Source organism: Prevotella marseillensis (genome assembly GCF_900625065.1).
In the GTDB taxonomy this organism is placed as follows: Bacteria; Bacteroidota; Bacteroidia; order Bacteroidales; family Bacteroidaceae; genus Prevotella; species Prevotella rara.
In genome coordinates this window covers 2,446,430-2,472,073 of sequence record NZ_UYXY01000001.1, presented here as the reverse complement: position 1 = coordinate 2,472,073, position 25,644 = coordinate 2,446,430, and the positions used below count along the sequence as shown (strand labels likewise).

At 49.0% G+C, this 25,644-nt stretch carries 15 protein-coding genes and 1 pseudogene; 3 read left to right on the top strand and 13 right to left on the bottom strand.

Going from position 1 to position 25,644, the window contains the following annotated elements; genetic code table 11:
- Together EJL04_RS09990 and EJL04_RS09985 are read right to left on the bottom strand one after the other, a co-directional pair.
- Positions 1–1,044 (bottom strand): aminotransferase class I/II-fold pyridoxal phosphate-dependent enzyme, encoded by a 1,044-nt coding sequence (locus EJL04_RS09990; protein ID WP_125104843.1) that lies wholly within the window; start codon positions 1,042–1,044, stop codon positions 1–3.
- A complete protein-coding gene (locus EJL04_RS09985) occupies positions 1,037–2,539 on the bottom strand; it encodes a cobyric acid synthase (protein WP_125104842.1) in 1,503 nt (500 codons plus the stop codon). The genes EJL04_RS09990 and EJL04_RS09985 overlap by 8 nt, the downstream gene beginning before the upstream one ends.
- A 640-nt stretch (positions 2,540–3,179) precedes the next feature.
- Here EJL04_RS09985 and EJL04_RS09980 point away from each other — a divergent pair.
- The 3 genes from EJL04_RS09980 (at position 3,180) to EJL04_RS09970 (ending at position 13,333) form a co-directional block, all read left to right on the top strand.
- Complete coding sequence (locus tag EJL04_RS09980; RefSeq protein WP_125104841.1) at positions 3,180–3,551, top strand: LytTR family DNA-binding domain-containing protein; 372 nt, start codon at positions 3,180–3,182, stop codon at positions 3,549–3,551.
- A gap of 921 nt (positions 3,552–4,472) precedes the next feature.
- The gene (locus tag EJL04_RS09975) at positions 4,473–10,946 is read left to right on the top strand and encodes a dockerin type I domain-containing protein (protein ID WP_125104840.1); all 6,474 of its coding nucleotides are present in this window, start codon (positions 4,473–4,475) and stop codon (positions 10,944–10,946) included.
- Between the two features lie 125 nt (positions 10,947–11,071).
- A complete protein-coding gene (locus EJL04_RS09970) occupies positions 11,072–13,333 on the top strand; it encodes a coiled-coil domain-containing protein (protein WP_125104839.1) in 2,262 nt (753 codons plus the stop codon).
- A gap of 321 nt (positions 13,334–13,654) precedes the next feature.
- On the opposite strand, the pseudogene EJL04_RS16825 reads toward EJL04_RS09970, so the two are convergent.
- From EJL04_RS16825 to EJL04_RS09915, 11 genes and pseudogenes are all read right to left on the bottom strand, one after another.
- Positions 13,655–13,927 (bottom strand): annotated as a pseudogene (locus EJL04_RS16825) (heavy-metal-associated domain-containing protein); the annotation flags it as partial.
- A gap of 67 nt (positions 13,928–13,994) precedes the next feature.
- A complete protein-coding gene (locus tag EJL04_RS09960; RefSeq protein ID WP_125104837.1) occupies positions 13,995–16,043 on the bottom strand; it encodes a TonB-dependent receptor plug domain-containing protein in 2,049 nt (682 codons plus the stop codon).
- 217 nt (positions 16,044–16,260) lie between these two features.
- Positions 16,261–16,653 carry a hypothetical protein gene (locus EJL04_RS09955; protein WP_125104836.1) on the bottom strand — a complete coding sequence of 131 codons (393 nt, stop codon included), beginning with the start codon at positions 16,651–16,653 and terminating at the stop codon, positions 16,261–16,263.
- A gap of 658 nt (positions 16,654–17,311) precedes the next feature.
- Positions 17,312–17,830, bottom strand: coding sequence for an ECF transporter S component (locus EJL04_RS09950; protein ID WP_125104835.1), 519 nt, complete (start codon positions 17,828–17,830; stop codon positions 17,312–17,314).
- Positions 17,831–17,847: 17 nt separating this feature from the next.
- Positions 17,848–18,261, bottom strand: a complete 414-nt coding sequence (locus EJL04_RS09945; RefSeq protein WP_125104834.1) for a DUF1893 domain-containing protein — start codon at positions 18,259–18,261, stop codon at positions 17,848–17,850.
- Entirely contained in the window at positions 18,254–19,660 is a 1,407-nt protein-coding gene (locus EJL04_RS09940; RefSeq protein WP_125104833.1) for an aldo/keto reductase, read from the bottom strand. Before EJL04_RS09940 ends, EJL04_RS09945 begins: the two co-directional genes overlap by 8 nt.
- Before the next feature lie 47 nt (positions 19,661–19,707).
- Positions 19,708–21,213 (bottom strand): 4Fe-4S binding protein, encoded by a 1,506-nt coding sequence (locus EJL04_RS09935; protein WP_125104832.1) that lies wholly within the window; start codon positions 21,211–21,213, stop codon positions 19,708–19,710.
- Between the two features lie 26 nt (positions 21,214–21,239).
- Positions 21,240–22,010 (bottom strand): twin-arginine translocase subunit TatC, encoded by a 771-nt coding sequence (gene tatC / locus EJL04_RS09930; protein WP_125104831.1) that lies wholly within the window; start codon positions 22,008–22,010, stop codon positions 21,240–21,242.
- Entirely contained in the window at positions 22,007–22,183 is a 177-nt protein-coding gene (locus EJL04_RS09925) for a Sec-independent protein translocase subunit TatA/TatB (RefSeq protein ID WP_021853424.1), read from the bottom strand. The genes tatC and EJL04_RS09925 overlap by 4 nt, the downstream gene beginning before the upstream one ends.
- A 165-nt stretch (positions 22,184–22,348) precedes the next feature.
- The gene (locus EJL04_RS09920) at positions 22,349–24,217 is read right to left on the bottom strand and encodes a TonB-dependent receptor plug domain-containing protein (protein WP_125104830.1); all 1,869 of its coding nucleotides are present in this window, start codon (positions 24,215–24,217) and stop codon (positions 22,349–22,351) included.
- A 190-nt stretch (positions 24,218–24,407) separates the two neighbouring features.
- Entirely contained in the window at positions 24,408–25,352 is a 945-nt protein-coding gene (locus EJL04_RS09915; protein WP_021853422.1) for a DUF362 domain-containing protein, read from the bottom strand.
- Positions 25,353–25,644: the final 292 nt, after the last annotated feature.

The window sequence follows — 25,644 nt, the reverse complement described above, 5'->3', positions numbered from 1 at the left end:
TTATTTGTCTTGTTGTCTGTAACGGTCGTGACTCATAAAGTCTTTTATCGCAATTACGAGCATGTCGTTTTCGGCGCGTGTCTGTGCCGCCACCCTGAAATATGAGCTGTCGAGCCCTTCGAAGTTAGATGCGTCGCGTATCAGTATGCCGTAGCTGTTCACCAAAAACTCCTTCAGGTCGGCTGCCTTGCGCCCCTTAAGGCTTGCGAGCATAAAGTTTGTCATCGTCGGTCTGACGCTCACTCCGTCGATCTTGTTCAGTTCGTTTCTCAGTCTCTGCGCCTCGTCGAGCAGACCGCCGACATCAGATATCGCCTTCTTTTTGTTCTGTATGAGGTAAAGTCCCGCCTCGATGGCCAGTGCGTTTACGCTCCACGGATGGCGCAGGGCCTTCAGCCGGCTGATTAGCTGCGGCGCTGCCGTTACGTATCCGAGCCGCAGTCCGGGTATGCAGAACTGCTTTGTCATGGAGTGTATCAGGATGATGTTGCCAGCGTCGGCAGCCTCGCGGTCAGAAATCAGCTTAAGGGTGGTGTAGTGTTCATAGCTCTGGTCTATCACGAAGATGTCGTTCTTGCTTTCTGCGGCTATGTTCAGCAGTTCTTTTCCGCCGATAACGGTGCCCGTAGGGTTGTTCGGGTTGCACAGCCAGTGAGTTGCCTCGCCTCTGTATCCACTTTCGCTGCTCATGGTCTTTCCTCCGGCCATCCTGCATGCGTCGGCATATTCGCTGAATGTCGGCATGCTGATCAGATTGATGCCGCTGCCGGCAAGTTTCTCGTTAGTGAGTCTTGCCGCCAGGTAGATGGCTTCGGTTGCTCCGTTGGTAACCATAATCTCGTTCGCCTCTATGCCACATTCTTCAGCCAGGGCCTTTTCGAGCGAGTAGGGTTCAGGCTCTGGATAGCTGCCTATTACGTCCATGCGGCCGGCCAGATACTTTTTCAGACCGCTCAGGTCGGCGTGCGAGTAGATGTTTGAGCTGAAGTTCGATTTCACCTCCACATTATATTTATACAGGTCGTCTCCGTGTCCGTTAATCATCGTTGTCGTTTTGCAGAATTTCGTAAACCAGTTTCATGTCCACGTTGCGGCGTATCAGGTCAGCCAGTTTGTCGTATTGTTCGTCCTTAAACTCTTTCCAGTTGTCCGTTTCGCTCTTTGAGTGTTCCTCCTGTGTGTAGGGACTCAGCAGAAAGTCAACAAATCCGCTGTTGTCCAATATGCCGTGGATATAAGTTCCCATGCACCTTTCGCCTGCGATGCATCCGTCGTGCGTGCCGTCCTGCCGTGTGCAAAGCGGTCTTATGCTGCTGCCGCTGTCGGCCTCGGTGCGCCCGTTGTGTATCTCGTAGCCCTCCATGTCGCAGCTGTCGCTGCCGTTGAGGCCGAATCTTACCTGTTTTGTCGTCTTCTCGCGGTTCATCACGGTGTGCATGGGCAGCAGTCCCAGTCCGGGCATGCCGCTTATGCTGCCCTCAATGCCTTCGGGGTCGCTTATCATCGTGCCCATCATCTGGTAGCCGCCGCAGATGCCCACAACGGTCTTTCCGCTTTCGGCAGCCTTGATTATGGCCTGTGCCATGCCGCTCTTGCGCAGAAGGCTGAGGTCGGCCAGGGTGCTCTTGCTGCCCGGAATTATTATTATGTCGGCCTTGCTTATGTCTTCGGCACTGTCGGCATAATATAGGTTTACACGACTGTCGCGCTCAAGCATGTTGAAGTCGGTGAAGTTGCTTATGTGGCGCAGCAGCACCACAGCTACGCTCACTTTGCCGTTGCCGGATGCATGGCGTGCCTTCGACGCCAGCTGCAGGTTGTCTTCCTCCTCTACAAAGATGTCCTTGAAGTAGGGCAGCACACCTATGACGGGCACTCCGCACTGTTCCTCAATCATCTTGACGCCCGGTTCAAACAGTCTGATGTCGCCTCTGAACTTGTTTATCAGTATGCCCTTTATGCGCTTGCGCTCTTCCGGGCGCTGAAGCATCACCGAGCCGTAGGCACTGGCGAACACTCCGCCTCGGTCGATGTCGGCAACGAGTATCACATCGGCTCCTGCATACATCGCCATCGGCATGTTCACGAGGTCAGTTTCGCGCAGGTTAATCTCCGATATGCTGCCTGCGCCCTCCATGACAACAGGATTATAGCGGCTGTTGAGTCTGTCGAATGCGGCGTTCACCTCGTTGCGCAGCACGTCGCGCCCCTTGGGGTTGAAGTAGCTGTAGGCGTCGCGGTTGCCTATTGGCCGTCCGTTGAGCACCACCTGACACGTTTTGTCGGTCTGCGGTTTCAGCAGCAGCGGGTTCATGTCCGTATGCGGACTGAGTCCTGCCGCCTCGGCCTGCACGGCCTGCGCCCTTCCTATCTCCAGTCCGTCGGGCGTGGCATAAGAGTTGAGCGCCATGTTCTGCGCCTTAAATGGTGCCGGACAGTATCCGTCCTGTTTGAATATGCGGCAGAAACCGGCCGCCACCACGCTTTTGCCGACGTCGCTGCCTGTTCCTGCGAACATTATGGGGTGAAGTTTCTTCATTTTTACTTTCCTTAAGTAAGATTTTTATCTATGTTCCGAAATGCAAAGTTACGGATAAAAATCAGAACATAGCATAGTGTATGTTTTTTTGTGTAAATAAGTAGTTTACAAAAGTTATTTTTTGGTAAAAAAAATATACAAGGACCTTAAATTTATGGCATTTAAAGTTGTTTGGATGAAATGTTTTAATTATATTTGCAAAGCATTCTTGCGTATGCAGGTTATTAAATAAGGTCTGTGTTTGATAAGGATGTGCATGTATTAGAAAGGCGTTTGCTTTGACGCTTTGTTCTTGACACACTGGAATCTCGCAAATTCGAAGTATCAGTCAAGACATGGCGAGGCAGATGGTCACGGGATGTGTGCAAAAGAACATTCCTATATTGCCTTTGTATCTTGGCTATTTTGCCGGGGCAAGGGCAAGTAGGGATGTTATGTTCATATCAGCGTGGAACTGCACGTCATCTGTTCTGCTGATATGGGCAATGCGAGAGCCTCAGTGTGTGGGACGGCTGGCGGGCAAGTTTTCCACGCTTTTTTCTGTATATTGCAATTGACTAATAATTGAGAATTTGATAATTTTGTGCTTATTGGAAAGCGGGCACAGTGATATGCCGCACAGTTGGCATGGTATTAACTTATGCAGACTAAATTACGTTTTATTGTTTATGGTGAGTTGTATGTTGTTGACCTTAACCAGACGATGTATTTTAAGGCAGACGATCATTATACTCATATATATTATTCATCAGGTACGCATTTTATGATACCTTTCGGGCTTTCAAAAGTGGAAGACGCTATACATGAAAAACAGCAGTTTCGTAAGCGATTTGTAAGACTGGGCAGAACATATATTGTAAACATAGGATATGTGTTTCATGTAAATGCAATAAAGCAAGTTTTGCTGGTTTCTGACAGTCATGGAGTTAATCATACGATACATTTGCCTAAACCGGTATTGCGTACGTTAATGGGACTGCTGGATGAGGCCGTATCTCAGGCGGACAGATAAAATTATTGCGGGAATTAACACAAGCACAGAAATTAATCTATTAAAACGGAATGATGAGAACTCTGATTGAACATAGTTTGGCACATGAAAGCCAAGTATGAAATATACATCTCTAATTAACGTGTATTGTTGTGGTTGGTTTATGCTAGTTTTAAGCGTATTCTGCACCGGGAAAATGCAGTATTTTGGGTGGCAACGGCAAACGGTTTGTTTGCTGCTGAAAAACGGGCTGTTTTCTCATAAAAAGTGCCCCGTTAACTACACGTAAATGATAGGTTAATGATTTGAAACCTTTAAGTCTGGTTTTGCTTTCAATCTGTGTCCGGTATAAAGTCGTATTGGCGGATTTTTAACGGAAGGCATATGTTCTGCTTGCAGTTTTTATGGGATGGGCGGTCTTTGCTTCTTGCGGATTAAACTATATGGCTGTCCGGACAAAAAAATCAATACTTTGATGTGCCTTGCCTGTAACATAAGTGCTTATTGCCAACCGCTGTGTATGCCCAATGTTCATGTCGAATAGTCATTCTTGTCGTTTACTGAGAATTTTGGGTTTAAGTGTCAGAATTTTTCTGTATCCTTGTCTGTTTCGTGTAGGCAGGGCAAGGCTCTTTTAACATAATTCGATGTATGCAGAATCATTGTTTTTATATAACATCTCAGAGCGTCTGAGGTGGCTGCAAAGTGTTGTTGTATATTTTTTGATAAATTGCTTCATTTCGCTGATATGTTGTTTATGGAAGTAAATTCACGAAAAGAATGGCAGGGCTCACGAATAACACGGTTTTATAATGCCATGCCTGCATAAAATGTGTTTAATTTTGTCTGCAAATGTATGCATATACATATATAAATAAGGTGTGCATGGTGATACTGAAACATAAATTATAAAATAAACTTTAATTTTAAAAACGCTGAATTATGAGAAAAAATGTACTGGTTTCTCTTCTCGCTGTGACCTCGGCTTCAACTATGCCGGCATGGGCCAATGCGGATGTAGATCAGATTAAGACAGATGCTGCAACCGACTGGGAAGGTGCGTCTGACTTGGAAATTGAGAGCGGACTGATTGTTTCTCCGTCTGGTGCAACAGTCACGCAGAATATCGGAAAGCTGTATCCCGGAACATATACGCTTACAGCTGAAACTAATGAGAATGCTAAGATCTTGATTGACGGCAAAGAACTTGCTGCTAATGGCCAGTTCAAGATTAATGCTGTTAAAGACGTAATCATCAGCATTGAGAGCAAGGATGGAAGCCAGTATAAAGTAGGCGGATTTAAACTGACACTGGTCTATAACTTTGCAAATGCCAAGAGCGTGCTCACATCGATGCTTAGCGAGGCTACTTCTAAAATTTATGCTGAAGATGAGGCCGGAAAGGTTCTATTGCAGGAAGCCAGCTCATTGGCAACTAAGGTGGCTGCCATTGCTGACGACAATGAAGACTCTTATGCTAAATATATAGAGTATGGTCTTTATGCCGAGACTCTTGAAGAATCTGCAATTTACAACGAAATAGCAGAATTCAGCAAGAAAGTTGACGCTCAGGCAAACAACTCTTCTGCTTATGCTGAGGCTAAGAAGGTTTATGAAGCACAGACAACAGCTCTTGCTACAGCTAAGGCCGCTGTTGATGCAATAGCTGATGCTGACGAGAAAACATATGTTGAGGCAATGACAAAAGGTGCTTACGACACTATCAGCGAAGAGATTGAAAAATATAAAACTGAAGTCGATGCCGCATATGCAAAAGGTACTGCCGGCGTAAAGTTTACGACAGAATATAACAACAAATTTGTAACAAAGATAAATGGTCTTATATCAGACTATTCTGATGCGATAGAATCAGCTCAAGCTGATCATGCCGCTTATGTAGAGGTGGGTGAGGCTATTGCAACAATCAAGACTCTTTATACCGAATCTCAGCAGGAAATCTATAGCGGCCTGCAGGGTGACGATACTCATCCTGATGTCTATGAGGCACTGCGCACAAAGGCACAGACAGAGCTTAACGCCGTTTATGTAAATATCATGACCGTTGAGAAGGCTAACGGAACAGATGAGAATCATGCCGGTGCGGCAACTGCAAAAGAAGAAAATCTTGCCAAACTTGCAGAATATACAGCTTCAATCAACGAGCTGAAGACAACTTATGTTGACAAGGCAAATGCCCTTAAAGAAGCCTATACAAAAGCTAAGGCAGACTTGAAAGGCCTGCAAGACCGTCTTGACGCTTTGAAGAAAACTCCGGGCGTAGGCGACAATGCTGAGTTTGCAGAGACAATCAGCGAGATACAGGCATCTATCGACGCATTTAGCAGCACAATAGAGGCTGATAATAAGGAAAATACAATCGACAGCAAGGATTACTCAGAAACAGTAAGCAAGATAAGCATAGCTATCGATGAGCTTACAAGCGGTTCGCAAGGTGCTGTTGACAACTATAACGCTTGGGTCGCTGTTACAGAACTTCTGAAAGGCAAACAGGGCGAATTCGACGATGCAAAGAAAGCCGTAAATGCGTTGGTGTCAACAGACAAGGTGTATGTTGTAAGCGGAAAATATGCAACAGAAGAAGCTGCTATCCAGAAGAGCATAGATGGCTTTAAATCAAGTGCTGAGACTGCTCTGAAAGAAGGGACGTGCGTTAAATATCAGACAGACAACGCAGATGCAATCAACGAAATATCTACTAAAGTTAATGATTATCAGCAAGCTGCTGAGGCTGCCCTTGACGCATACGAGATTATTGTTGGTGAGGTTGCAAACTGTAATATGGCCATCGCTTACCTTGAAGAGAAAGTTACCAACCGTTCGGTATATGTATATGCAGAATCTACAGACCAGAAAAAAGTAACTTATGGCGATAAGATCGACGGCTTCAAGGCTACTATAAAAGAGATAACAACTGATAAGGATGCAGCCCTCGACCTTGAAGGCAAAGAACATAGTGATAAGCTTATTGAAGTAGCTGACGAGGCATACACCGCAAAAGTTGAAATTGAAGGTAAAGCCGAAACTTTGGTTAATTCTTATGATACCGATAAAGCTAAGTATGATGAGGATGTGGTAAGCATTGCGTTGGAGAAACTTCTTGCGCAGGCAACAACTCTTGTTGAGGGAGCTTATGGTAAGATTAATGCCTATAGTTGGAGCCAGGAGGAACTCGGACTTTCACACGGCGATATCAATAATAAGAAGGCAGCCATCGAAGCAGAGCTTAAAGATCAGGAAAGTAAGATTGAAGGCGCAAAAACAGAGTCTGATAAGGCTGCTGCAATGGCAGTGCTTACAAGTGTGACGACAGAAGTAAGCAAAATAAATACCAAGATTGACGAACTGATAAAAGAAGCTGACGGAGTAAAAGAAAAGGTTCAGGCCAATAAAGATGCCAAGACAGCAGCCGACAAAGTTATTAACGGCATAGTGACACAGCTTCTTGGAAACCGCAGCACAGTTAAAGGCGTAGAAGAGTTGAACGAGGATGCTTCAAGAGCAGACGAGTTTACTGCTATGGTAAATGAGCTGAATGGCAAAATTGATGAGCAGCGTCAGGCCGTTAATGATGCAGATGCTACAGAGACACTTGTTGCTGCATGGGCTGACAGTGAAGATGAAGAGGGCAATAAGGTTGAAGGCATTGAGAGCAAGCTGAATGCGATATCTGCTGATGTTGAGGCAGCACGCGAGGCTGCTCAGGCTTCTACGGCCAACTATAAGGCTTATACCGAGATACAGAAGACAATCGTTGATCTTGATATTGATGCTAATATAACAAAGGCAACAGATGCAGTAGCTGCCGTTGAAGGTATAAATGCTGAGGCAAAGGCTTATTATGACGGTTTAATCAGCGGCTACAGCGATAATCTCGCAACTTTGAAGCAGAAAGCTCTTGACGCTTATTCAGGTGAAGACCGCAACTGCGCAGAGATTTCAGCAACGATTATAGCACAACTCAAAAACCTTAATACCCTTATTAAGGCCGTTGGCACTGATGCAAAGAATAACCAGACAACATACGAGGAGCAGGTTGCAGAGTATAAAAAGACAAACGAATATTGGTCTGAAACTTATTACAAGATTTCAACCGGCGACCAGACAAGTATCGTTCAGGAATACCTTAAGCAGCTCACAGAGCAGCAGACAGCTCTTACAGAACTGAATGCACAGATGCTGAAGAATTACAATGAAGGTAAATCGGTTGCTGAGAATGAGAATGTATTGGCGAAACTGAATGAGATTAAGACTACTGTTAAGGCTATTGCCGACACTCAGGAAGAAGGCTATAATGCAGCTGTTGCAGCAGACAACAAGGCACGCTATGACGCGTTTACTGCTACTGTGAAGGATGCAAGAAATACTTATAATGAGGCCCTCACCACAATAGCTAAGTTCAGTGCCCTTACAAATTCTGAACTTGTATCAGTTGCAAATGAAGCTGTAACTACAGCTAATGCTGCAATCAATGGTATACTTACAGACCTTCGTGTACTTGAAAGTAATGTTTCAGAAGAATATCTGGCAACTGTAAGTCCGGCAATATTCGATGCTGCTGAGTCTCATAAGGCAGAGGCTGAAACTTATATTACAAAGATAAATGATGCTGTAGCTGCACTTGATAACGCTGTAAGCACCGTTGCCAAGAGTGTGTTCAGTAACAACTTTGCTTTGGCAAACGCTAAGTTGGATGCAGCAATTACAGAATTGACAGATGCCGGTTATAATTCTGATGTTATAGCAAAATCATTCTCTGATGTAAGAAAGATTGTTGCAGATGCAAATAAAGATTTTGCCGACAAGTATTTTGCTTTATCTGTTGATGCTCATCTTAACGCTTTCGCCACTATCGACGAACTGCTTGTTGCAGATAAGGAAGATGCTGCACAGCGTGAATGGACAGTTGTTATTACAGCTATCGACGAGCAGGTGGCTAAAGAAAGCGCCGACCTTGAAACTTTTGAATATATCGGCGATACAGACGGAACAAAAAAGCAGCAGATAATTGATAGTTATGATGCACTTGTTGAGGCTACTGTTACTGCTGCTAAGAATGCATATACAGAAGTAGAAAAGGGCAATTTGTATGCAAGTCTGCCGTCAATAAAGGCTTTGCTTGCTCCGTTTGAAAGCAGTACAATTTATTCTGACGCAAAGGCTGCATCACAGGATCAGGTTGCCAATAAAGAGGCTTACAATGCAATGAAGGCTGCTCTCGGTGAACTTCAGGCAAGTCTTGAAGCTGCAGCGGAATTTGTAAATGGCTATGTAATTACGGTTGATTGCGGTGAGGTAACAGCTCAGAATCTTTTAAACACACAGCAGTCAATCATAGATCGTAAGTTGTCATCAGGCGGATGTGTTGACTACTATGATGACGGTGAGGGAGCATTTAAGACAAATTGTGCTGGCATAGAAGCTGCAATAGCATCTATTTATGTCACTGCAAATGATAGAGAAAGTCTTAGACTTGCAGATGAGATAGTTTCGCTCAAGGGTGATCAGAACAAAGCTGCCGCAGCTGTAGAAGGTACAGACAAGGTTGCCGAGGTAGATGCTTATATCGAAAAGATAAACTCTATGGCTGAAGAACTTGAAGATATGGAAACAGATGCTGACTTCATCGCTCTCGATGAGAAAGACAAGCAGCCTAAGTATCTTGAGTTTGAGACAAAGATTGCCACAATGCGTGCCGAGCTTGCTGCATATTATGATGCAAATCTTGCTGCTACAACAATAGAAACTCTTAACTCTGCTTTAGCCGAGGTAGAGAGCATGTATAATGCCGAACTTAAAGTTCTTAACGGATGCCATCAAAATGTAAAAGATGATTACACTGAGGCTCTCGCTGCCGTTAAGACTTCTATCGACAATATGAGCGCCGAAATAGCCAAGTATGCTGAGGCCGGCTCAATATTGTTCTATGAAGGCAAACTCTCTACCGGCATAGCAGCTGTTGAGGCAGAGTTGGCTAAGCTCACACAGGATATTGCTGATGCTCAGAAACCATACACAATCAACGATGCGAAGTATGTAGAGCTTACAGCAGAGCTCGACAAGCTGGAGGCAAGTCTCGATGCTGTTGTTGAGAAGATTAGCAATTACGAATTCTTCGATATAAAACAATATCAATATTATATTGAAGATGTTAGAGGCGTAATTGATTATGACCGTCAGATACTTGAGGAAACCAATGCAGCGTTCTCTTTGACAGAAAATAGTGAGAATGTAAACAAGTCCCTTGTTGAATTATGTATTGCAGATTTAGATAAATATGCAACATATGATGAGCTTGAGCAGCGTATTTATAATAGTAATGAGAACAAGTCTGGCTTGTTGGCTCTTTATAATAAGGTTTCGAATATTATAAACACAAGCAAGTATACAGAGGAAAACGGAGATGAACTTAGAGCTGAACGTCTTCGTCTCAATAGATTAATTGGATTGCTTTATACTTATAATTCAGATGCATATAATAATGGTACTGTAAATCAAGACCTTGACGGAAATCCGTTGCTCGATGAAGAAACCGGAGTTCAGGGCATGGCTATCGACTATATGACAGAGGCCGTTCCTGCCGTATGGGAGCGTTATGGCGAGCTGACAGAGCAGCTTAACAGCCTGAAGGCAGATGCCGAAGGTTATGCTTATATCCTTGGCGACGTTAACCGCGACGGTTCGGTACTGGTAGACGACTATACTCAGATTCTGAACTATGTTCTTGAGGTTGAGACGGTAGATGAAGGCTCAATGGAATATCTTGCAGCTGATGTAAACGAGGATGGCAACATAAATATCGGTGACGTTACAGCTGTTACAAATGCTATTCTCGGCAACAATAATACAGGCCTGAGAGCAGTGGCACGCTATGAGGCAGCTCAGCAGGGTGCTGCAGGTAGCCTCGAACTTGCTACAGAAAGTAATGGTGACGTGACACGTGTGGCTGTCAGGATTAATGGTTCTGCTGCATATGTAGGCGCACAGATGGACATCAAGCTTCCGGCAGGTGTAACACTGCTCAGTGCTACATCCGGCAGCAGCGAGCACAACCTCTATCAGAACACATTGGCCGACGGCACACAGCGTGTGGTTGTAAGCTCTATGCAGAACAGCGCGCTCGGCACCAACGGCGAGGCTGTTGTATTGCTCGAACTTGCTGGCAAGGTTGACGGCAACATAAGCATCGCTAACGTGTTTGCTTCTGATGCAAGAGGTATTGCCTACAGCATCGACGGCACAGGCGAGGGCACAACAGGTATCGGCGGTGTTGACGCAGACAAGAGTCTGAAGGATAAGATCTACTCTGTAGGCGGTCAGGTGATAAAGACTCTGAAGAAGGGTGTTAGCATCCTGCGTGGCTCAGACGGTTCAACCAAGAAAGTGCTTCGCAAATAATCGAGACCCTGAAAGTTAGATAGAATTATACTCTTATGGACATGAAGGCGTGGCGTCACGTAGGCTGTCACGCCTTCTGTTTAAGGAAAATAATTTCAAGAAACCATTTAGTTTAAAAATTGAGTATGATAAAAACAAACATTCTTAAATGTCACTTTGCCTCACGGCTGATTATGGCATGCCTTATGGCGGTTGGTTCTTTTGCTTGCGCATTGGCCGACAACAAGGTGACGATAGAGAGCTTTAACATAAAGCCAGGCGAGGAAAAGACTGTTGCTGTGTGTCTTGACAACAGCGACAGGATTACTGCTTTGCAGATGGATATAGCCCTTCCCGATGGTATCGTTTATGTAGCCAACAGTCTGACACGTGATGAGGTACGTCTTGACCGCGACTACCATTCTCTTTTTATGAGCACTCTTTCTGACGGCAATCTCCGTTTGCTTATTGTTCCTTCAGACACTGTCTCTATCTTTGGCGATAGCGGTGCCGTAGCTTATTTTAAGGTTAAGGCTGAAAACAGTTTTGTAAAAGCCGGTAAAATAGACTTCACAAACATCCTTGGCAGCAGCCATGAAAAAGGTGAAGACGGCTATACAAAGAGTTTCCCCATGGCTGACTTTAGCGCAGATGTAGCTCCTTATGTAGGAAAACTTTATACAGCTGCTGACACATTGGCTATAAAGACCGACGGAACATCAAAGAAGGTAAGCCTTGTGCTCGACAACTTTATTAACGTAAGAGGCATGCAGGCTCTGATAACTTTGCCTCAAGGACTTTCGTTTGAAGTTAAAGACAACGGTAAACCGAAGTTTGAGTATGGCAGCCGTCTGCCTCAGAATGCTACTATAAGCTCTAACATGACATCTGACGGCAAATTGAAGATTGCTGTTGCTGGTATGACAACAGAGAATTTTGCCGGAACAACAGGTGAGGTGCTGGCTTTCTATGTTAAGGCTGACGAAACATTGGCGCTGAAATCTGATCTTGTGATAAATGATGTCATTGTTTCTAACGAGAACGGTAATGCTTTCGGCCTCTATGACGAAGTGAAACTTAGCGTTACAAACTCTTATCTTGCACATTATACTCCGGCAAAGGCATTGGTAGATTCATTGCGTAATTTGTACAACGAGGCAGTTGACAGCATTGCCGCAAATGCCGCTAACGTTAAGGATAACGAAGACATTCTTGCCGCTGAAGCTGCAATAGTAGCAAAGATTGATAGTTTGCATAAGGTTGTTGATGACTCTTATGCCAATGAAACTTTGGCCGAAGGTCTTGCTGATGTTCAGGCTGGAGCCGATGATATAGCTACATCGATAAAAGCTCTTGTTGAAAATGCTTTGGCTGCTCAGGGCAATAAGGAAGCTGTAAACGAAGAGGCGTACAAGCGTCTGACCGCTCAAATAACTTCACTTCAGACAGAACTCGATGCCGCAAAGGAAACAATCAATACTGAGTGTAAGGACGTTGCCTCTCAGTTTACAGAAGTAATCGACAGCATCCAGACTCGCATCACAGAAATCTCCGACAGCGTTAAGACAGCTTATGAGGCTGTAGAGCTTACATCAGAAAGCACAATCGACTCATTGTCAGTAAAGGCATCTATCGCCCAGCTTCTTGTAGACGCCAAGGCCGCTCAGGCTGTTGTAACCGCCAATGAGGCAGCCTATAACCGTCTGACAGCTGAAATAGCTTCACTTCAGACAGAACTCGATGCCGCAAAGGAAACAATCAATACTGAGTGTAAGGACGTTGCCTCTCAGTTTACAGAAGTGGTCGACAGCATCCAGACTCGCATCACGGAAATCTCCGACAGCGTTAAGGCTGCTTATGAGGCAGGTGAACTTACTGCAGAGAGTACAATTGATTCTCAGTCAGTGAAAGACTCTATCGAAAAACTCCTTTCTGATGCCAAGGCTGCTCAGGCTGTGGTTGATGCCAATGAGGCTGCTTATGCCCGTCTGACAGAAGAACTTGAGGCCCTTCAGGCAGAACTCGATTCCGCTGAAGAGACTGTCAATACCGAGTGTAAGGACGTAGCTGATCAGTTTGTTGATGACATTAAGGCCATTCAGGATGAAATCGATGAAATTTCGGAGAAAGTAGAAAGTGATTATGAGGCTGTTAAGCTTACAGAAGAAAGCACGATCGACTCTCAGACAGTAAAAGATGCTATTGCAAAGCTTCTAGCAGATGCTGAAAAAGCTCAGAAAGAGTATGAAGAGGCAACCGGAATTTATGGAATAACAATCGATGATATACAGAACGGTGATGTTGAAGTATATGATATTACCGGAAAGAAACTTAACTCATTGGTTAGAGGAAAATTGAATATTGTGAAATATTCGAATGGTAAGATCTATAAAATACAAGTTAAGTAGAATGCAGGTAAATTGTTATTCGACGTGAGTCGCGTAACATTAAAATTCAGATTGCAGCACGGCAGGGCTTTTCCCTGCCGTGTATTTTTTGTTTTCAAGTCTATACCTGTTTTACTTCTTCTTACAGCATTCGGTTTTGCTGCAATTCTTGCAGTCTTGTTTGCATCCTGTCTGTTGCTTTTCGCAGCAGTTCTGTTTCTTCTCACAGTTTGCCTGTTGTTTGCTGCAGCCCGCCTGTTGCTTGTCGCAGCAATTCTGTTTTTGTCCGCAACTTGCCTGCTGTTTCTCGCAGCAAGTTTGCTTCTTGTCGCAGCCGGTCTTAACAGTGGCCGTGTATCCGATTTTCTCAAAGCCCTTCATCAGTTTTTCGGGCGTTGTCTTGTCGGCGTCGTAGGTCAGTGTAACCTCCTGCCGGCTAATGTTTGTCTCTATTGCCTTTATGCCCTTCTCGAAGCGCATGTTGCTCTTAATCTTGTTCTCGCATGCCTCGCAGTGCATCTGCGGATTTGTGGTTACGATGATTGTTTTGATGTCTTTGGCAAAACTTGTGATAGCGCACAGCGCCAATGTCAATAATAAAAAATGTCGTTTCATAACTTTCTGTTTTATCTGTTTGGTTTTATTTTTTGTATGATAATTTGTCTGTACTTTGTTCGGTTTACTACATCCTTCCGATGTTTATCCTCACTCCGGCATAGAACATGCGGCCGTGCACTGGGCCCCATACAAGCGTAGGCTCGAAGCCCGTGCCCCATGGATTGTCGGCACCGTAGATAGATGTCTTCTGGGTGAAGCCGGTAAGGTTTTCGCCTCCGACGTATACCGACCAGTGGCGGAACCAGCGCGTTATCTGTGCGCTGAGCTGCTCGTATGAGCCGAAGCGCTTGTTCCACGACATTGTGCCGTCCGGAAGTTCGTAAGGATCGGGCATCCGTCCGCCGCCGTTGAGCTGCAGCGTGGCGTCAAACTGCCACAGGCCGAGCGGCGTCTTGTATGATGCAGTGATAAGTCCCTTGTACTTGCTTGTCAGCGGTTTTTCGAGCAGTCGGCCGCCGTAGGTGGCCTTCACGTCGTTCAGACGGTAGGCAGCCGTGAGCGTCATGCCCTTGAATATGGGGTAGGTGGCGTCTATCTGCAGCGTGTGCGAATACGACTTGCCGTTCAGGTTGCCTATGTGTATCACGCCCGGGTCGGTGTCATAGTCGGTTACGGCCTGCGCCGTGAAGCGTGTGTAGTAGTATTCGGCGTTGAGCTTCAGCGTCTCACCCAGCAGCGGAATGTTCAGTGCGGCACTCGCCCCGTAGTTCCATGCCTCCTCCTGCTCAAGGTCGTCTATCACGAGCCGGCGTCCGCTCGCTAGCAGATAGTTGTTTTCGGCCAGAGCGTGCGGTGTGCGGTAGCCCTTGCCTGCCGAGAGGCGCAGCGTAAGTATGTCGGTGGGCATGTATTTCAGGTGCAGGCGCGGCGTTACGAATGTGCCGTACACCGAACTGTGGTCGGCCCTTATGCCCGCCATGGCTGTCAGCCGGTGGTCGAGGTTGAATGTATATTGGGCATATATGCCGGGCACGGTCTCCTTCTCGTTCATCCTTACGGGCGATGCCTCCTTGTCGTTCACCATGCGCACGGTCTGTCCCAGATAGTCGTGGTTGAGGCTCAGTCCGGCCGACAGGTTGTGCATCTTGGTGAAGTTGGTCTCAAACACCAGCGATGCATACACGTTCTTCTCGTTCACGTCATATGTCTTGTGTCCGTATCCGGCGTCGAGCATGTGCATCGAGCCCGATGCCATGAGGGCTATGTTGGTGCCCTTGTGGCGGTCTATGATGAAGGCGTGCTTCATGTAGGCCTCATACCGCTCCGTGTCGAGCCCTATCCTGAACAGTTCGGCGCCGTCGTTGCCGCGATGGCCTGTCTGTCCGCCGTTGCGGTGCTCCTTCAGTGCGCCTATGCCTCCGTGGAATATATACTTTTCTCCTGCCCAGAGCCATCTGTTCTGCAGGTTATATTGCTCCACCTTCGGCTTGTCGTAGAAGCCGTCGCCGTTGTCGTCGTGATTCTCAAAGCTGTTCTCGTAGTGCATCAGCACCTCCGTGCTCAGCTGCTTGTTTATGTGCAGGTTGGCATCGGCGTTGGCCTCTATGCGGCTCTTTGTGTCGCCGAAGAGGTTTACCTCTATGCCCTCTTCGTCCTCGGGTTTCTTGTAGTCTACGTTTATCTGTCCTGTTATGGCCTCGTAGCCGTTCTTCACCGACGCCGCACCCTTAGACACCTGTATGCCCTTCATCCAAGGGCCGGGCACGTAGCCCAGCGCATAGGGCGCTGCCGCACCGCGGAAGTTGGGCATGTTCTCGGTCATCATCTGCACGTAGGTGCCGGCCAGTCCCAGCAGTTTTATCTGCCTTGCGCCCGTCGTGGCGTCGTTGTAGCTCACGTCTACGGCAGGGTTTGTGGTGAAGCTCTCGCCAAGGTTGCAGCATGCCGCGCGGAACAGCTCCTCGCGGTTCAGGTTGAATCCGTTTACGGCTCCGCCCATGCGTGTCGTTCCGGCACGGCGCGCCACCACAGCCACCTCGCCCAGCGAGCTTTCGCGGTGTATGCTGTCGTTATGGCTTATGCTGTCTGTGGTCAGTGAGGCCGGGCCATTGCCGGCGCATATTGTGGTGCAGGCTGCCAGTGCGGCTCCTGCAGCAGTAAGTCTTATGTTCATCAGTAATTCTTGCTTTTATCCGTTTTTTTATTGTTCTTTAGTTTTCGGCTGCGTGCTGTCTGTGCCTCAGCCGTTATGTCTTTGTCTCCCCCGTCGTGCCTTGGTGGCGCCTCGTTGCTGCAGAGGCTTCAGCCATGCATGATATGGTCAGGCGCGCATACTTGGGCGCCTGACTTAAGGGTGAGTAAAAAATATTATGATAAAAAACAGGATAAAATCAGATTATCAGCACTCTTATCATGGCCAGATATAGCCGTGGCGGAGCGTGCAGCAGTCTTGGCGCATACCGGCAGATGAGATATGCTGAAGCGGGCGCCTGACAGTATGAGGCAATGCTGTATGGCGGCAGCATCGTGGCCTGAGCGTCAGGCACGCTTGCCGGCTTTTGCTGCCCCGTGGTTGTCGGCCACAGTTTCATCACCACTGTTTCGGCACACGACTTTGCTTCCATGTGCAGCCTGTCGCACTGCCGGCAGCATGTGCTGCGGCATTCGGTCTGCGCCGTGTTGCTCTTGCAGCAGCATTTCACAATCACAAAACCAACTCCGCCGGCCACCATCATCAGTGACAGCAGCATGCATATCAGTATGTTGCCTTGGCGTTTCATCATTTCTTTTGTGCGTTATGTGACAGTGTTAAACAAGCCGGGATGTTGCTTCAGCCCTTGCTGCGTTAATGAAAATTTTTTGTGCAAATATATAGCATGAGCCTTACAATGCAAAGCAAATTAATTTTTTTTATAAACTTCACAGACAAAATAATGATTTCGGTATAGTTGTCTCGTGCTGATAATATTGCGGATGCAATGAGAAAATGGTATATGTAGATTGCGTATTAATCGCGAGCAGCTCGGGCATATTTTGAGAACGTGTGGCTGGGGAGTTATAAAGCACTTGTTTTTGATGAAAAAACGGGCCACTTTCACATCAAAAGTGGCCCGTTTCTGACCCGTAAACGATAGGTTAATGATTTGAAAGCAATACACTTTGTTTTGCTTACGGTCGGCGTTTTATTTGCTTTTGTTTTGAGTGTTTGTTAATGAAAACGGTGCGTTTTTCTTATGATTTTTTGCCGTTTTATATGACAGGCTGTTTTGGCAGGCGTCTTTTTGGTGTTTCGTGATGGAGTAAAAAACAACTTGCCACATCTTTAAGTAACTTTTTCAGGGAGTTACTTGCAGATGTGGCGAGTGGCAGGTTTTTATCTAAAAAGACTTCTTGTCCTATTTATCTTGGCTTTTTGTCCGTGATATGCTGTGCGTTGTCTTGTCAGCGGGCCTTGCGTGCCATGAGTTTCAGCAGGGCATATCCGCCGAACAGCTGAACGAGCAGACCGGGCCAGCCGAGGCGCAGGTCCTGAAGGGCGGCAGCCATCGAGCCAGTCATGCCCCATTCGGCCATTGTGCCTATGGCCTGATATATAACAATAGCTGCGGCTACGGCTACTATGCTTACCTTCCTGCAGCGCGATGCAACGGCAGCAGCGGCAAGGGCGAGCAGGCCCGACTTGATTAATATTATCGGCAGCATGGGTGCCGGCGGCATGCCGAACATCATATTGTTTACCAACGGCGAGGCTATGGCCGTGAGCAGTCCGGCGGTGATGCCGTAGCGGTAGGCTGCAATGAGCGTGAAAAAGTATATTGGCAGCCACACCAGTCCGCCCTGCGGCAGCATGTGGCACAGTTGAGGCAGCAGGATGTTGCCTGCCACGAACGCAGCAGCCTGGGCGTAGGTCTTGCCTTCGCGGTAGCTAAGCTGTTGTATCTGTGATATTGTTGTTTCCATTAATTATTAATTGTGAATTATGAATTACGCTTTATGAATTCTTTAATTAGTTTCCATGCCTCGTCGGCCGATTGGGCTGTAGATGTCAGTTGTTCAACGGGGCATATTCCGGTGCCTTCGCGGTTGATAATGTGCTCTACAGTCTTGCCGTAGCTGAGGCTTATTCCGGCATCTTGCAGTTTGCTGACAGCCGGCCGGCTGATGACTTCGGCGTATACTTCGGCCACGCCGCCCTTGACGAGCAGGAAAGCCGCACCAAGTCCGATAACCTTGTCGGCTACCGAGGCGCCCTGCGTAAGGTCGGGATGAGAGGTTACGGCATCGAAGAGGTCTGCCACACCTCTGCGTCTGAACACAATGGTCTTGCCGCCCGGTGAGCGCATCACTCCGCGGCAGCCGTCATGGCCGAGCATGCTGATGAGCTTATCCATTCTGCTTCAGCTCCTCCACGAATTTGTCAATACGGTGCATCTCTTCCGGAATCTTGATGCCCTGCGGACAATGTTCAACACACTGGCCACAGCCAATGCAGTGGGATGCCTGGCGCAGGCGCGGCACGCTGCGGTCGTAGCCTATGAGGAAGGCGCGGCGCGCACGGCGGTAGTCGGGGTCCTGACTGCCCTTGTTGGGCATGTTGCCCTCCTTGATGCAGCGGTTATAGTGAGACAGCACCGCAGGTATGTCTATGCCGTAGGGGCAGGGCATGCAGTAGTTGCACTCGTTGCAAGGTATCGTGTTCAGGTTGTATATGTCGTTGGCAATCTCCATCAGGAACGCCTCTTCCTCCTTTGTGAGCGGTTTCAGCGGCGAGTAGGTGCAGAGGTTGTCTTTCAGGTGCTCCATATACGTCATGCCGCTCAGCACGGTGAGCACGCCGTCGGGAGTGCCCGCAAAACGGAATGCCCAGCTGGCCACGCTGTTCTCGGGCTCGCGCTCCTTCATCTTGGCCACGATAGGGTCGGGCACGTTGGCGAGTCGTCCGCCCAGCAGCGGCTCCATGATTATTGCCGGTATGTTGCGTTTTTTCAGTTCGTTGTAGAGATATACGGCATCAGTGTTCACTGGATTGATTTCGTTGGCGTAGTTCCAGTCGAGATAGTTAAGCTCTATCTGCACGAAGTCCCAGTGATACTTGCCTTCGTCGTGCCATTTTAGCATCAGGTCGAATATCTTGACATCGCCGTGGTAAGAGAGGCCGAGGTTGCGTATGCGTCCTTTCTCGCGCTGCTCCACGAGCCAGTCGAGTATGCCGTTGTCCATATAGCGGCCGTTGAATGTGGCAAGCGAGTCTTTGCCCTGTCCGATGGCGTGCAGCAGCAGATAGTCGACATAGTCGGTCTGAAGCTCCTTCAGAGAGTTTTCAAACATCTCGATAGATGCCTTGCGCGTCCATGTCTCTGGGTTAAAGTTGGAGAGCTTGGTGGCAATGAAGTATTTGTTGCGCGGATGACGCTTCAGGGCAATGCCCGTGGCACGCTCCGACTGTCCCTGGCAGTAGGCTGGTGACGTGTCGAAGTAGTTGACGCCGTGCTCCAGCGCGTAGTCAATCTGGCGGTTCACCATTTCCTGGTCTATGGGCGTAACCTCGCCTTCCTTCTTCTTGGCGTCGTTGCCTCCCACCACCGGCAGGCGCATCATGCCGTAGCCCAGGATGGACACCTTCTCGCCGGTCTTGGGGTTGGTGCGGTAGGTCATCTTGCCCTTGGGCGGTTCCTTGGCGGCAGTGGATTTATTGTCGTTGCCCTTGCAGGCGGTGAGCAGTGCCGATGTGGCCACGGCTCCGCCTCCGAGCAGTTTCAGAAAACTTCTTCTGTTTATGTCTTTACTCATAACGGTAATTGTTTTTTAGTTGTTGATAAAGAGACATCGGGGTGAAGCTATACCGTGCGGTGAACTTCGTGTCCCTCAACATAGATGGCGCTGAACGGACGTGCCGGACAGAGGTTTTCGCACGCTCCGCAGCCGATGCATCTCGCCTCGTTCACTGCAGGAATGGTCAGCTTTGAGTCGGTGCCGGGGTGGAGCGGTATCATCGTTATTGCTCCCACGGGGCAGTGGTGGGCACAGTTGCCGCAGGCAACGCCGTCAGTAACGCTCACGCAGTTTTTCTTTATCCATACGGCATGTCCTATCTGTGTGGCCGACTTGTCCTCGCGTGTTATCGGCTTGATGGCACCCGTAGGGCACACATCGCTGCATCGGGTGCATTCGGGGCGGCAGTAGCCGCGCTCATACGACATTGTAGGCTGCATCAGTTTTGACAAGTCAGACGACGGACGCAGCACGTCGTTGGGACATGCCGACACGCAGAGCTGGCATGCCGTGCAGTGCTGGGCCATGTGGCGTGCAGACATAGAGCCGGGAGGAGTTATCGGCGTGGCGCGTTCGGGCTGCACCTTGTCCTCAATAACAGCCAGTCCGCCGTCCACCTTCTTCTTCTCCTGAGCCAGCGCCGCAGCCGTAGTTGCTATTGCTGCACCGAGCAGGAACGATCTTCTGCCGCTGTCAATGCTGCTGCTTTCGTTTCCTCCTTCATGCTTGGCTTCTGCTTTGCGTGCCTCAGCTTTAGCCGGGTGAATATATCTTATGGCATCCTTATTACATTTGCCTATGCAGTTGCCGCACACCACGCAGCGGCTATAGTCAATGCGTCCTGTCTTTACGTCGATGGCCGACGCCTTGCAGTTCTTCTCGCAGAGGCGGCAGCTTATGCATTTGTTGCCGTCAATGCTGATCTTGAACCACGAGAAACGTGCAAAGAAACTCAGAATTGTGCCAACGGGGCATATTGTGTTGCAGTAAGTTCTGCCCCCGCGCCATGCCAGCACGGCAATAATCACGAACGTTACGGCGGCAATTATGAGCGTAGGCAGGCTGCGCATCCACACGTCAACGCTGTAGAAGGCGTAGCTGTCCATGCGTTCGGCAAGCGATGCCAGCACGTTGTTGCCTGCCGTCCATACGGGGCGCAAGATGCTGTTGACCATACGGCCGTAAGAACTGTAGGGCGCAAGCAGCGACACGATTACGTTGATTCCGGCAACGCATGACGCAAGAAACACCACCAGCACGCCGTAGCGCAGCCAGCGCTTTTCGGGCGAGAAGCTGAAGCGGTTGCGCTTTCGTCTGCCGTGCAGGGCTGATATGAGGTCCTGCATTATGCCCAGCGGACATATTACGGAGCAGTAGATGCGCCCGAATATCAGTGTTAAAATCAGAAGACCGGCCACTACAGCCACGTTCAAAGCCAGCACGGCAGGCCAGAACTGTATCTTGGCCAGCCATCCGAGCCATGCGTGCAGCGAGCCTGTCAGGTCGAGAAAGAGCAGCGTAATCAGAGTGAAGGTTACTGCTGCCAGCAAGATTCTTATTTTCCTTAGCATGGTTTATAGATATTGTTTTCAGATTATTATTGTTTCTTTTCGGTAATTCTCACTATCATTATGCTTGCCTCATAGAGCAGCCATATAGGCAGCGAGACGATAAGCATGGTGAACATGTCGGATGTAGGCGTTATCACGGCGGCAAGGATGAGTATCACTATTATGGCGTGGCGGCGATAGTGTGACATCCAGCGGGCCTTGAGAAGTCCGAAGCGGGCCAGAAGCCAGCTTATCACCGGTATCTCGAACACGGCGCCCATGACGAGGCTCATGCCCAGGAGGGTGTCCATATACGAGCTTATGCTGAGCATGTTCATCACTGCAGCGCTTACCTGATAGGTGCCGAGAAAACGGACGGTGAGAGGAAACACTACAAAATAGTTGACGGCAACGCCCATAAGGAACATGGCGTAGGCCCAAAGGGTGATGCTTACAGAGTAGCGCCGCTCGTTGTCATACAGAGCCGGAGACACAAATCTGAACAGCAGATACAGAATGTAGGGCGAGGCTATGAGCAGACCTGCGGCCAACGCCGTCTTCAGATGTATCATGAACTGCTCTGTCAGCCCGGTGTTTATCAGTTGAAACTTAAACGGCTCCGCGCCCAGTATCCTGTAGGTTATGAAGTCAGGGTCGGCAGGAGCAAGCACTATGCCGAACAGCTCTTCCTTGAAGCCGAAGGCTGCGGCCGCTGCCGCTGCTGCCGCCGCAAGCATGCGCAGGATGCATCCCCTTAACTCCTCGAGATGATCCCAGAACGTCTGCGGCTTGCCGCTGTTGCTTTCAGCGTTGCTCATTCGTCCTTCTTCTTCTCCTTGTCTTCAGCAGTGTCGTCTATCTTGCCGTTCATGCCGTCCTTAAAGCTCTTGACGCCTTGTCCGAGACCCTTCATCAGTTCGGGTATCTTCTTTGCGCCGAAGAGCAGCACCAGCGCCAGCACGATTAAAATAAGTTCAGGTGTTCCAATCATAATGTTTTTCTTGTTTTGTTCGCAATGCAAAAATAATATAAATTCTTTTTATTCTCTCTCTTTGCACCCATTAGGCGGTGTAAGTTTATGTTTTTTTTATTATTCTGTAATCCGCTTTTAGCCGGCAGTGAATGTTTGGGATATCGTCCGGGCTGGCGGCTATATTCAGAAAGACAGGTTTACGCCTGCCATGAACGTTGCCTTTGGCATAGGGTAGCCGTAGTTGATTTCATATTTCTGTGCCAGAAGGTTCTCGCCCTTTACCCACAGCTGCATCATTCGGCAAGCTCTGTAGCTTACGGTTGCGTTGAGCAGGGCAACGTTTTCCTTCACTTCGTCGGCGCCGGTCTGGGTGTAAAGGCCGCTGATATACTGCAGTCCGCCGTTTACGTTCCATCGTCCCGACTTATAGTTAGCTCCGAGCCACAGCTTAGACTCGGGCGCTCCCACAACAGGATTGTGCATGTGCAGCAGACTGTAGTTGCCGTTCACCTGCCAGCAGCTGTTTATTCTCCAGCTAAGGTCGAGTTCGGCGCCGCTGTTTTCAATGGCTCCCGTGTTCACGTTCATTGGCCGTCCGTCCACCATCTGCTGCTGGATGATGTTGCTGCCCTTCATGTAATAGAGGTTGACGCCGTAGCTTAGGCCTGCCGACGGCAGCTTGTGAGACCACGAAAGCTCGTAGTTCATTATGCGTTCGGGGCGCAACTCGTCGTTGGCGGGTTTCCAAAAATACATCTCGCGTATCGACGGATTGCGGAAACCCTTGCTCACCATGGCCTTTATCTCGCCGTTTCTTATAACTCTCGACACAATGCCGCCGCGCGGAATCCACTCAGTGCCCGACTGCGAGTGGTGGTCGAGGCGTATTCCGGCGCTCAGTGTGAGCCACGAAAGCAGGTCTTGGCTTATGTCAACGTAGCCTGCTATCTCGTTCTCATTCTCATGACCTATGACTGAAGTAGTCTCGCCCGAAGCCCTGTCGCGGTTCCAGGCTTTGCCGTAGATGTGCTGATAGTCGAGTCCTATGGTGGTCAGGTTGCCCCGCAGCAGCCTGATATTCTGATATACCGACAGTCCGGCGAGAGCGTCGTCCGACCTGAAGTAATAGTCCTTGGGCTGCTCGCCGTCCTCATATCCGTCGTTGATCTTGTGCCGTCCGAAGTTGTAATAGGCGCTGACGGCTCCCGATGTGCTGCCGTAGTCGTTGCTCACAACTACAGATGCCACGCCGCGCGTAATCCATTGGCGTGCGTCATAGACGGGCACCTGCACGCTTCCGGGATAAGAGGCGTTGAAGTGGGTGAGGTTGATGTCTGCGTATGCCGACCAATGTTGCGACATGTCGTAGCCCAGCTTGACGTATCCGCCATACTGCTCGAAGCCCATGCGCGGCCTGTTGTTGTCGGTGCGGGCATATTGTCCCGACACAACGCTGTAAAACCTGCCGCTCCTTATGCGGTTGGTCAGCTCGCCCTGGAACGTGCCGTAAGAGCCTCCGCCGAGATGTACGTCGGTCTTTACGCCGTCTGACTTCATCTTTCTGGTTACGATGTTTATAACTCCGCCCATGGCGTTGGAGCCGTAGAGCGTTGAGGCCGGGCCGCGCATCACCTCGACATGGTCGGCCAGCATGGTCTGATAAGAGTCGCTTATGGAGTGGCCGAAGATGCCCTGATATTGCGGATGGCCGTCGATTAGCACCATGAAGCGGCCCTGCGAGCTGCTGAGTCCGCGCATAGAGATAGTGCCGGCAGCACCGTCGCTTACGCCATAGCCGAGCATTCCGCGCGAGGTGACAAACAGTCCGGGCACATATTCGGCAAGGGTGGGCAGCACGCTTGTGCGCTGAGTCTCTGTGAGAGTCTCGCGGCCCACCACCGTAACCGTGGCAGGCAGATGCCCTATGCTGGCTGTGCTGCGCGTGCCCGTTACGACAATGTTGTCGAGCTGATATGTGAGCGAGTCGGTCTGTGCGTGTGATGTTGTAACAGTTAAGGCGATGAATAAGGCTGAAAAAAATGTCTTGTTCATAAGTTTGTCTTGCTGATGATGTGTCTGTGATAAAAGCCGGTGGGACAGGCAGATGCCGGCTCCTGCGGTCAGCCGTTGTTGGAGGACAAAATTAGGATTCGACTTGTCAGTCGGTATTTCAACGATTCTGGCTATTGGAGCAGGTGTTCTGCCGGGTCCCGTCCGGCTCATTCAGTTGTAGAAGAAGTTATTAATTGTCTATATCTACGAGAGTGTAGGTCTTGCTGCCAAGCCCTATCTTCTCCGCATAGTCGGTTATGTATGTGCCGTGCTGGCGGTTGATGCGCTCTATGAGCGGCTTGTTGTCGTCGCCGGCAGAGGCTTTGTGGTTAAAAATCTTGTCGAGGCATGCCTGGTCGAGTGCCACGGGGTCGAGCGATGCCATTATGCCCATGTCCTTTATGGCCGGAGCGGCAGGATGACTGTCGCAGTCGCAGTCGACGCTCATGTTGTTCATCACGTTGATGTATATGATGTTTCCGTCGAAATAGTCGGCCACGGCCTGGGCAGCTGCCGCCATGCTCTCAAGAAAATAGTCTTGTGCGGGCAGGTTGTTCCACAGTTCCTCCTGGCTCTGCACCTTGCCTGCGGTGTGTATGTACGCCTTGCCTGCGCTCGATGCCACGCCTATCGACTGGTTTTTAAGCACTCCGCCGAAGCCTCCCATGGCATGACCCTTGAAGTGGGCCAGGTTTATCATAAAGTCGTAGTTGGCCAGATGTGCGCCCACGATGTCGTATTTTATGTGCTTCTTGTCCTTCACCGGAATCCTTATGTCGCCGTATTCGTCCATGATGTCGACGGCAAAGATAGAGTCGAAGCCGTGCTCATGTATCGTTTTCCAGTGAGCCTCTGACGTGTTGCGGCTGCCGGCATATGCCGTGTTGCACTCTACGATGGTGCCGCCCACCTCGTCTACGAGGTTGCGTATGAGCGTAGGCTTAAGATAATTGTTGCCTCCGGCCTCGCCCGTGCTTATCTTTACGGCCACTCGGCCTTTGGCCTCCTTGCCCAGGGCCTTGTATATGCGCACGAGTGCTTCGGGCGAAATCTCTTTGGTAAAGTAAACTTTAGGCTGAGCCTGCGCGCACAAGTTGAACAGCAGCGCGGCTGCCAATGCTATTAACGTTTTCATATACATATAGTGTTATTTGTTGTTTTTTCAGTCCCTGCCGGTAGCGGTTGCGCCGCCGTATGCCTGTCTGCCGTGCATGCTCCGGCTGCTCTTTGCTCTGCAAAGTTATATTTATTATCCCGTTGACGCGCTATCCGTATTACAGAAAAAAGTACCATTTTTACATAAATGCCTATTTTTGCGTCATTTTTACCGATAACGGCATGCATCGGTCTGCCTCACCGGCTGATGACGTATGCGTGCCGCTGCCGGCTTCAGACTGTTGCATTCGCGTTGCAGATTTATGCAGCCG

What these genes read in the sequence shown, in the direction of transcription:
- EJL04_RS09925 (WP_021853424.1), bottom strand. Translation starts at nt 22,183, where the DNA reads ATGATTGGAACACCTGAACTTATTTTAATCGTGCTGGCGCTGGTGCTG.
- EJL04_RS09920 (WP_125104830.1), bottom strand. Translation starts at nt 24,217, where the DNA reads ATGAACAAGACATTTTTTTCAGCCTTATTCATCGCCTTAACTGTTACA.
- EJL04_RS09980 (WP_125104841.1), top strand. Translation starts at nt 3,180, where the DNA reads ATGCAGACTAAATTACGTTTTATTGTTTATGGTGAGTTGTATGTTGTT.
- EJL04_RS09990 (WP_125104843.1), bottom strand. Translation starts at nt 1,044, where the DNA reads ATGATTAACGGACACGGAGACGACCTGTATAAATATAATGTGGAGGTG.
- EJL04_RS09940 (WP_125104833.1), bottom strand. Translation starts at nt 19,660, where the DNA reads ATGAGTAAAGACATAAACAGAAGAAGTTTTCTGAAACTGCTCGGAGGC.
- EJL04_RS09970 (WP_125104839.1), top strand. Translation starts at nt 11,072, where the DNA reads ATGATAAAAACAAACATTCTTAAATGTCACTTTGCCTCACGGCTGATT.
- EJL04_RS09915 (WP_021853422.1), bottom strand. Translation starts at nt 25,352, where the DNA reads ATGAAAACGTTAATAGCATTGGCAGCCGCGCTGCTGTTCAACTTGTGC.
- tatC (WP_125104831.1), bottom strand. Translation starts at nt 22,010, where the DNA reads ATGAGCAACGCTGAAAGCAACAGCGGCAAGCCGCAGACGTTCTGGGAT.
- EJL04_RS09975 (WP_125104840.1), top strand. Translation starts at nt 4,473, where the DNA reads ATGAGAAAAAATGTACTGGTTTCTCTTCTCGCTGTGACCTCGGCTTCA.
- EJL04_RS09960 (WP_125104837.1), bottom strand. Translation starts at nt 16,043, where the DNA reads ATGAACATAAGACTTACTGCTGCAGGAGCCGCACTGGCAGCCTGCACC.
- EJL04_RS09945 (WP_125104834.1), bottom strand. Translation starts at nt 18,261, where the DNA reads ATGGATAAGCTCATCAGCATGCTCGGCCATGACGGCTGCCGCGGAGTG.
- EJL04_RS09955 (WP_125104836.1), bottom strand. Translation starts at nt 16,653, where the DNA reads ATGATGAAACGCCAAGGCAACATACTGATATGCATGCTGCTGTCACTG.
- EJL04_RS09935 (WP_125104832.1), bottom strand. Translation starts at nt 21,213, where the DNA reads ATGCTAAGGAAAATAAGAATCTTGCTGGCAGCAGTAACCTTCACTCTG.
- EJL04_RS09950 (WP_125104835.1), bottom strand. Translation starts at nt 17,830, where the DNA reads ATGGAAACAACAATATCACAGATACAACAGCTTAGCTACCGCGAAGGC.
- EJL04_RS09985 (WP_125104842.1), bottom strand. Translation starts at nt 2,539, where the DNA reads ATGAAGAAACTTCACCCCATAATGTTCGCAGGAACAGGCAGCGACGTC.